At 65.1% G+C, this 7,522-nt stretch carries 7 protein-coding genes; 5 read left to right on the forward strand and 2 right to left on the reverse strand.

Going from position 1 to position 7,522, the window contains the following annotated elements; all coding sequences use genetic code 11:
- Both BG35_RS0104635 and BG35_RS0104640 read left to right on the forward strand, forming a co-directional pair.
- On the forward strand, window positions 1–1,370 hold a 1,370-nt coding region (locus tag BG35_RS0104635), incomplete at its 5' end, for an anthranilate synthase component I family protein (protein WP_025781908.1).
- A gap of 65 nt (window positions 1,371–1,435) precedes the next feature.
- Window positions 1,436–2,227 carry an aminotransferase class IV gene (locus tag BG35_RS0104640; protein ID WP_161632535.1) on the forward strand — a complete coding sequence of 264 codons (792 nt, stop codon included), beginning with the start codon at window positions 1,436–1,438 and terminating at the stop codon, window positions 2,225–2,227.
- 82 nt (window positions 2,228–2,309) lie between these two features.
- Here BG35_RS0104640 and dnaK read toward each other — a convergent pair whose 3' ends face one another.
- Complete coding sequence (gene dnaK, locus BG35_RS0104645) at window positions 2,310–4,241, reverse strand: molecular chaperone DnaK (RefSeq protein ID WP_025781910.1); 1,932 nt, start codon at window positions 4,239–4,241, stop codon at window positions 2,310–2,312.
- Window positions 4,242–4,362: 121 nt separating this feature from the next.
- On the opposite strand from dnaK, the gene BG35_RS0104650 reads away from it, so the two are divergent.
- The 3 genes from BG35_RS0104650 (at window position 4,363) to rpsF (ending at window position 6,266) form a co-directional block, all read left to right on the forward strand.
- Window positions 4,363–5,265 carry a shikimate dehydrogenase gene (locus BG35_RS0104650; RefSeq protein ID WP_025781911.1) on the forward strand — a complete coding sequence of 301 codons (903 nt, stop codon included), beginning with the start codon at window positions 4,363–4,365 and terminating at the stop codon, window positions 5,263–5,265.
- Between the two features lie 27 nt (window positions 5,266–5,292).
- A complete protein-coding gene (locus BG35_RS0104655; RefSeq protein ID WP_025781913.1) occupies window positions 5,293–5,784 on the forward strand; it encodes a Tic20 family protein in 492 nt (163 codons plus the stop codon).
- Window positions 5,785–5,849: 65 nt separating this feature from the next.
- Entirely contained in the window at window positions 5,850–6,266 is a 417-nt protein-coding gene (rpsF, locus tag BG35_RS0104660; RefSeq protein WP_025781914.1) for a 30S ribosomal protein S6, read from the forward strand.
- Here the strand turns inward: rpsF and BG35_RS0104665 are convergent.
- On the reverse strand, window positions 6,251–7,456 hold the full coding sequence (locus BG35_RS0104665) for an argininosuccinate synthase (protein WP_025781915.1): 1,206 nt from the start codon (window positions 7,454–7,456) through the stop codon (window positions 6,251–6,253). The genes rpsF and BG35_RS0104665 overlap by 16 nt on opposite strands.
- Window positions 7,457–7,522 lie beyond the last annotated feature (66 nt).

The raw sequence follows: 7,522 nt of genomic DNA on the forward strand, positions 1-7,522 counted from the left end.
GGCGCCGGGGACGCGACGGCCTTGTGTTGTTGGACACCCACCCCTCCGGGGAACCAGGCGCCCGTCATCACCAGGTTGGCGTCAGCCGTTGGTCGTTTCTGGGTACGGCCCCCGTCCGCCAGGTCTGTTGTGAAAGCTGGCCTTCGCCGGACCATGGCTGCTCTGCTCCCCATGGAGGTGACCCCTTCACCCTGCTGCGGCAGGCTGTGCCGGAGCGCGGGAGTTGGCGGCGCCCTGCCGCTGAACCCCCCTTCATGGGTGGGTGGATGGGTTGGCTCAGCTATGAAGCGGGCGCATGGCTGGAGCGCCACCCGCCATGGCGGCGGCCGGATCAACCCCTCCTCTGGGCCGGCCTTCACGACCCCCTGCTCTGCTTTGATCTGCTGGAGCGGCGGGTGCTTGCCGTCAGCCATGGGTTCACCGGTGTGGGATGGGAGCGCAGCGCCGCCCTCGCCGCCCAGCGTCAGGACACGCTCGTGGAACTCTGGACCGGGCCGCCGCCCCCCGGCCCGGAAAAGCCGGAGCCACTTCAGGGCGCCTGGGGGTGGCACACCAGTGCCTCGGAATTTGCCCGGCAGGTGGCGCAGCTTAAAGAACGGATTGGAGCAGGGGACGTCTTCCAGGCCAATCTGAGCTGTTGCTGTGAGGCGCTGCTGCCCAAGCCGCCTGATCCCCTGCAACTCTACGGCCGTCTGCGCCAGCGGAGCCCGGCGCCCTTTGCCGGCCTGGTGGTTCGTGGTGAACATGCCCTGCTCTCGGCATCCCCCGAGCGTTTTCTCCGGGTGTGGGGCGATGGCTGGGTGGAAACCCGACCCATTAAGGGGACCCGCGCCCGCCATCAGGATCCGGCCCAAGATGCAGCTCTGGCGGTGGAGTTGATCACCAGCAGTAAGGATCGCGCTGAAAACATCATGATTGTGGACCTGCTCCGCAATGACCTGGGCCGTGTTTGCCGTCCTGGCGCCATTACCGTGCCCACCCTGGTGGGGCTGGAGAGCTATCGGCAGGTTCACCATCTCACTTCCGTCGTCACCGGCCAGTTGCGGGCCGACCGTGACGCCCTGGACCTGCTGCGCAATGCCTGGCCCGGCGGGTCCATCACAGGGGCGCCCAAGGTGCGGGCATGCCAACGGCTGGCGGAACTGGAACCCCTGCCCCGGGGACCCTATTGCGGCTCCCTGTTCCGGTTGGGCCTGGATGGCAGCCTGGATAGCAACATCATCATCCGCAGCGTGATCCAGAAGGGCTGTCGCTTGCGGGCCCATGCCGGCTGTGGTATTGTTTACGACTCGGACCCAGCCGAAGAGACCCGGGAAATGGGCCTCAAAATGGCGCCCCTGCTCCAGTTGCTGCAGCAGCCCATGCCATGAGTGGATCCCCTGCAGAAAGCCTGGCCTGGTTCGGGGGAAGATGGGACCAACCGCAGCGCTTGGCCGTGCCCTTGGATGACCGGGGTCTGAACTTGGCGGATGGAGTCTTTGAAACCCTGCTGTGGCGCCCTGACGGCCCTGTACTGTGGCCACAGCATTGGCAACGGCTGCAGCGGGGCTGCGCCTTGCTGGGCCTGGAGCCTGAACCCTCCGCCGCCCGGATTCAGGCCCTGGCGGCGGAGGGCTTCCGGCGCCTGGGCTCCGCCAGGGGCCAGGTGGCCCTGCGGATCACCGTCAGCCGTGGCTCAGGGGAGCGGGGCCTGGCGATTCCCCAACCCCAACAGCCGCGCCTCTGGCTCCAACTCCATGCCGTCACCCCCTGCTTTGCGCCGGTGGACGTGATCACCAGCCGTCTGGCGCGTCGGCACGGGGACTCCGCCAGCAGCAGGTGTAAAACCCTGAACTACACCGACGCTGTCATTGCCCGGCGCGAAGCCCGCATGGCTGCTGCCGACGACGCCCTACTCCTCAGCAGCACCGGCCACTACGCCTGCGCCACAGCCGCCAACCTCTGGATCCGGCGGGGGATGGACTGGCTGACGCCGGGCCTGGATCAGGGCTGTTTGCCCGGCATCATGCGGGGACAACTCCTGCAACGCCCCGGAAGCCATGAGAGACCCGTGAGCCGCCAAGCCCTGCTGGCCGGGGGCGGCATTCTCCTCAACAGCGTCAGTTGCCGCCCCATCCGCTCCCTGGACGGTCAAGCCACCCGTCGCCAACTGGATCCCCAGGATGCGGGGCAACTGTTTGCCCGGTTATGCGGTGACGACCAATGTATTGCCCCGGAAATCTATTGAGCCGGAGGTCCGGGTAAGGGGACTGAGGGGAACTGCTGGTGGAACCGCGACTTTCCCTGGTCCCCTTACCCGGAATCGGGGTTTACTTTGTTTCCGTAAAGTCCGCGTCAATGACATCATCTCCACCGCCGCTGGCGCCGCCTGTGGCAGATCCAGCCCCTGCAGCAGCGGTCGGGTCCTGACCCGGGGCAGCGCCACCCGGGGTCTGGCCGGCAGCTTGCTGGTAGACCGAGGCCCCTGCAGCATAGAGGGCCTGCTGCACCTGATCCTTCAGGGAGCGGATGCGGTTCAGGTCTTCGCTCTCCAGGGCTTCTTTGAGCTCCTTGTTGAGAGACTCCACCTTTTCCTTCTCTGCCGCGGGCAGCTTGTCTCCAAGATCGGCCAGTTGCTTTTCTGCCTGGTAGACCAGGCTATCGGCCTCGTTGCGCAGGTCGATGCGCTCCCGCTTCTGCTTATCGGCATCGGCATTGGCTTCGGCATCCTTCACCATGCGATCCACCTCCTTGTCGTTCAAGGTGGAGGATCCGGTAATGGAAATGGACTGCTCCTTGCCGCTGCCCTCATCCCGGGCGGTGACGTTCAAAATGCCGTTGGCGTCAATGTCGAAGGTCACCTTGATCTGGGGCACGCCACGGGGGGACGGGGGGATACCTTCCAACTTGAAGGTGCCCAGGCTCTTGTTGTCTTTGGCCATCTCCCGCTCACCCTGGAGCACGTGGATTTCCACATTGGTCTGGCCATCCACCGCCGTGGAGTACACCTGCTCCTTCTTGGTGGGAATGGTGGTGTTGCGGTCAATCATCCTGGTCATCACCCCGCCCAGGGTTTCCACCCCGAGGGACAGGGGGGTCACGTCCAGCAGCAGGATGTCTTTCACGTCACCGGACAGCACGCCCCCTTGGATGGCGGCGCCGACGGCCACCACCTCGTCAGGGTTCACCGACTGGTTGGGATCCTTGCCGGTCACCTTCTTCACCAGATCCTTCACAGCGGGGATGCGGGTGGAGCCGCCCACCATTACCACCTCGTCCAGCTCGCCTGCGGAAAGCTTGCCATCGGCAAGGGCCCTCTCCACCGGCGTGCGGCAGCGGTCAATCAGATGACTGGAGAGTTCCTCAAAGCGGGCCCGGGTGATGGTCACGTTCAAGTGCTTGGGACCATCCTGGGTGGCGGTGATAAACGGCAGGTTGATCTCGCTCTGGGTGGCGCTGGAGAGTTCGATTTTCGTTTTCTCGGCCGCCTCGGTGAGCCGTTGCAGGGCCTGCTTGTCCTGACGCAGGTCGATTCCCTCTTCCGACTTGAACGTATTGGCCAGGTGGTCCACGATCACCTTGTCAAAGTCGTCCCCGCCCAAATGGGTGTCTCCGCTGGTTGCCAGCACCTCGAACACCCCGTCCCCCACTTCCAGAACAGAGACATCGAAGGTGCCGCCGCCCAGGTCGAACACCAGGATGCGCTCGTTGCTCTTCTTGTCCAGGCCGTAGGACAGGGCCGCGGCGGTGGGTTCGTTGATGATGCGCAACACCTCCAGGCCGGCGATTTTGCCCGCGTCCTTGGTGGCTTGGCGCTGGGAATCGTTGAAGTAGGCGGGCACCGTCACCACCGCCTGGGTCACTTTGTCCCCCAGGTAGCTGCTGGCGTCATCCGCCAGTTTGCGCAACACCTGGGCAGACACCTCTTCCGGCGCAAACTCCTTGGCCAGGATCGGGCAATCAATTTTCAGACGGCTGCCGGCATTCTTCACCCCATAGGCCACTTCCTTGAGTTCCTCGCCCACCTCCTCGGTGCGACGGCCAATGAAGCGCTTGGCGGAATAGAAGGTGTTGTCAGGATTCATCACCGCCTGCCGCTTGGCAATCTGCCCAACAAGCTGGTCCTTGTTCTTGGTGTAGGCCACCACGGACGGGGTGGTGCGGAACCCCTCGGCATTGGCGATCACCGTGGGTTTGTCGCCCTCCATTACAGCGACACAGCTATTGGTGGTGCCGAGATCAATGCCAACGACCTTGCCCATGATGACGATACCTGAAAACGTGACTGCTGAAAGCGTGATACATCCTCCCCGGCCATGCCCACCGGAAATAGGCGTGGTTCCCGAACCCTGCCTACCCTCCACCCAGCGTTTTCCAAGCCACATGACCGGTATCAGGGGGTCCACAAAGCTTCTGGCGGTGTTGGGTGATCCGGTGGGCCACTCCCTCTCGCCCGTCCTGCAGAACGCCGCCATCCGCAAGCTGGGGCTGGATTGGCGCTACATGGCGCTGCCGGTGGCCGCCGCCGCCTTGCCTGTGGCCCTGGAGGGTCTGCATGCCCTCGGAGCCGTCGGACTCAACGTGACCATTCCCCACAAGCAGGCGGTGATGCCCCTGCTTCAGGCGGTGACGCCCCTGGCCCAGCGCCTTGGCGCCGTCAACACCCTGCTGCGGCAGCCCCATGGCTGGACCGGGGACAACACCGACATGGTGGGGTTCATGGCGCCGCTGCAGCGGCAAGGGGTGGATCTGCGCAACACAACCGCTCTGGTGCTGGGCGGTGGTGGCAGCGCCCGGGCGGTGGTGGCTGGCTGCAGCGCCCTGGGCTGTGGAAGGATTCTGGTGGCCGGACGTCATTCTCAGCGGCTGGAGCGGTTTCTGGCGGATGCCCGGCGCCTGGCGGATCATCCAGAGGGGGTCCCCTGGTCCGGGCTGGATGCCGTTCTGGCCTCGGTGGAACTGGTGGTCAACACCACGCCCGTGGGTATGAGCCCCGCCGCCAATGCCTGCCCCTTGACTCCCCCCCAGTTGGATCGCCTCAGGCCCCACACCTGGGTCTATGACATCATCTACACCCCCCGGCCCACCACCCTGCTGCGCCAGGCCCGCGCCCGGGGATGCGCCACGGTTGACGGGCTGGCCATGCTGGTGGGGCAGGGGGCAGCCGCCTTGCGCCGGTGGAGTGGTCGCCCTGAGGTGGACGAGGACGCCATGCTCACGGCCGCCAGCGCCGCGCTGACGGCGCCACCGCAATTCCCCACCGAACCCCGTGACGCCCCGGCTTAACCTGTGGCCCTACCGTGAACCCCTCCCATGAACTCCATTCCCCTCTGGCAACGTGGGCTGGGGCTGGCCATGTACCTCCTGCCCTGGAGTGACGCCCTGGCTTTCGGTCGTCCCTTCTTCGGCCTGGGACTGGCGCCCCCGCCGGTGCGGACAGCCCTGATTCTCCCGGCGCTGCCCCTGGGCTGGATCAATGGTCTGGCGCCCTTTGGCCTGGGAACCCTGCTGCTGTTCCTGGTGTTGTTTTTTGCGGTGGTGCGCAATCCACAGGCGCCCTATTTCCTCCGCTTCAACGCCCTGCAAGCCATTCTGGTGGATATTGTTCTGGTGGTGGCCGGCCTTGGACTGGCCGTTTTTGGCTGCCGCCCCGGCAGTATGGGCGCCTTCGCCTGCGACACCTTCAGCAACACCCTGTTTCTTGGCAGCCTGTTGCTGGTGATCTTCGCCTTTGTGCAGTGTATCCGCGGACGAGAGCCCGAGCTGCCCGGCCTCTCGGATGCGGTACGGCTCCAACTCTTCTAAAGTCCGCCCGGCAGTGTCGGCAGCGTAGATTGCCCCTTCCCGCCCCGCTTCCCATCACCACCTCCATGACCAGCACCCCTGAAGCCCCAACCGCAACTCAACAGGATCCCGGCTACTACGAGACCATGTACATCCTTCGGCCCGACATTGCCGAGGATGCCGTGGACGGCCACGTGAACAAGTACCGGGACTGCATCCTGGGCGCCGAAGGTCAGGTGATTGACACCCAGATGCGGGGCAAGCGGCGCTTCGCCTATCCCATCGGCAAGCACACCGAGGGGATTTACGTGCAACTGCACCACTCCGGCAATGGCCAACAGGTGGCGGTGCTGGAGCAGGCCATGGGTCTGAGCGACGACGTGATCCGCTATCTCACCATCAAACTGAACTTTGCTCCCGTATCCCGTGACTCCCGCGGGGAGCAGGACAAGGGGGCCGCCGCTGCCGATGGTCAGCCCCCGACCCATCAGGATCCTGGGTGACGGCTGGCCCAAAGGCGGGTAGCCAGACCCCAGACGTAGATGAAGCCCGCCGCGGCCCGATGGTCGAACTGGTCCTCTCTGCCATAGGTAGCCAGATCCATGGCATAGAGACCGTTGCCGGCCTCGCGGCCAATCACGGCGCAACCGCCCTTGTACAGCCTGAGGCGAACCCGGCCGTTGACCTCCTTCTGGGTGGTATCCAGGAAACCATCCAGGGCCTGTTTGAGGGGACCGAACCAGAGCCCCTGATAGACAAGTTCGGCCCAGCGCTGCTCCAACTGGCGCTTGGTGGCCGTCACGTCCGCTGCCAGACAGATGGATTCCAACTCCTGATGGGCGCGGATGAGCAGCAGCATGCCCGGGGTTTCATAGATCTCCCGCGACTTGATCCCCACCACCCGATCCTCGATCATGTCAATCCGCCCATAGCCGTGGGCCGCTGCAATGACGTTGGCCTGGCGAATCAGGGTCACCGGGTCCAGGGACTGGCCGTTGAGGCTGACGGGATTGCCGTGGGCAAAGCCGATCTCCACCACCGCAGCCTCATCGGGGGCAGCCTCCGGCCGGCAGGTGAGGTGGTAGACATCCGCAGGGGGCTCCCGCCAGGGATCCTCCAACGGACCCGCCTCGATGCTGCGCCCCAGCAGGTTGAGGTCAATGGAGTAGGGGGAACTCCTGCTCACGGGGGCCGGAATGCCATGGCGCTCGCCGTAGGCAATGGTGTCCTCGCGGCTCATGCCCCACTCCCGGGCCGGGGTGAGAATGGCGAGATCCGGCGCCAGGGCGGCGATGGCCAGATCAAAGCGCACTTGGTCGTTCCCCTTGCCGGTGCAGCCATGGGCCACCCCGTCCGCCCCCAGTGTGCGGGCCACCTTCACCAGTGCGCGGGCAATCAAGGGGCGCGCCAGGGCGGTGGAGAGGGGATAACGTCCCTGATAGAGCCCGTTGGCGCGAATGGCCGGCAAGGCGAATTCCTTCACCAGCGGCTCCACCAGATCCTCCACCAGCGCCTGACTGGCTCCGGCGCGGAGGGCCTTCTGACGGATGGGCTCCAACTCCTCCCCCTGCCCCAGATCCGCCGCAAAGGCAATGACCTCCTCCACACCCCACTCCTGCAGCAGGTAGGGAATGCAGACACTGGTGTCCACTCCTCCGGAGTAGGCCAGCACCACACGACGCGCCCGGACCATGGGTTCACTTCATCCTGAGTGCTTGATTCTGACGTGCTGCCAGCCACTGGTTCAAGATGGCCGCCG

The organism is Candidatus Synechococcus spongiarum SH4, assembly GCF_000586015.1.
GTDB classification, from domain to species: Bacteria; Cyanobacteriota; Cyanobacteriia; order PCC-6307; family Cyanobiaceae; genus Synechococcus_B; species Synechococcus_B spongiarum_F.

Coding starts and splice junctions, on each gene's coding strand:
- rpsF (WP_025781914.1), top strand. CDS start 5,850: ATGACCAGCACCCCTGAAGCCCCAACCGCAACTCAACAGGATCCCGGC.
- BG35_RS0104665 (WP_025781915.1), bottom strand. CDS start 7,456: ATGGTCCGGGCGCGTCGTGTGGTGCTGGCCTACTCCGGAGGAGTGGAC.
- BG35_RS0104650 (WP_025781911.1), top strand. CDS start 4,363: ATGACCGGTATCAGGGGGTCCACAAAGCTTCTGGCGGTGTTGGGTGAT.
- BG35_RS0104655 (WP_025781913.1), top strand. CDS start 5,293: ATGAACTCCATTCCCCTCTGGCAACGTGGGCTGGGGCTGGCCATGTAC.
- dnaK (WP_025781910.1), bottom strand. CDS start 4,241: ATGGGCAAGGTCGTTGGCATTGATCTCGGCACCACCAATAGCTGTGTC.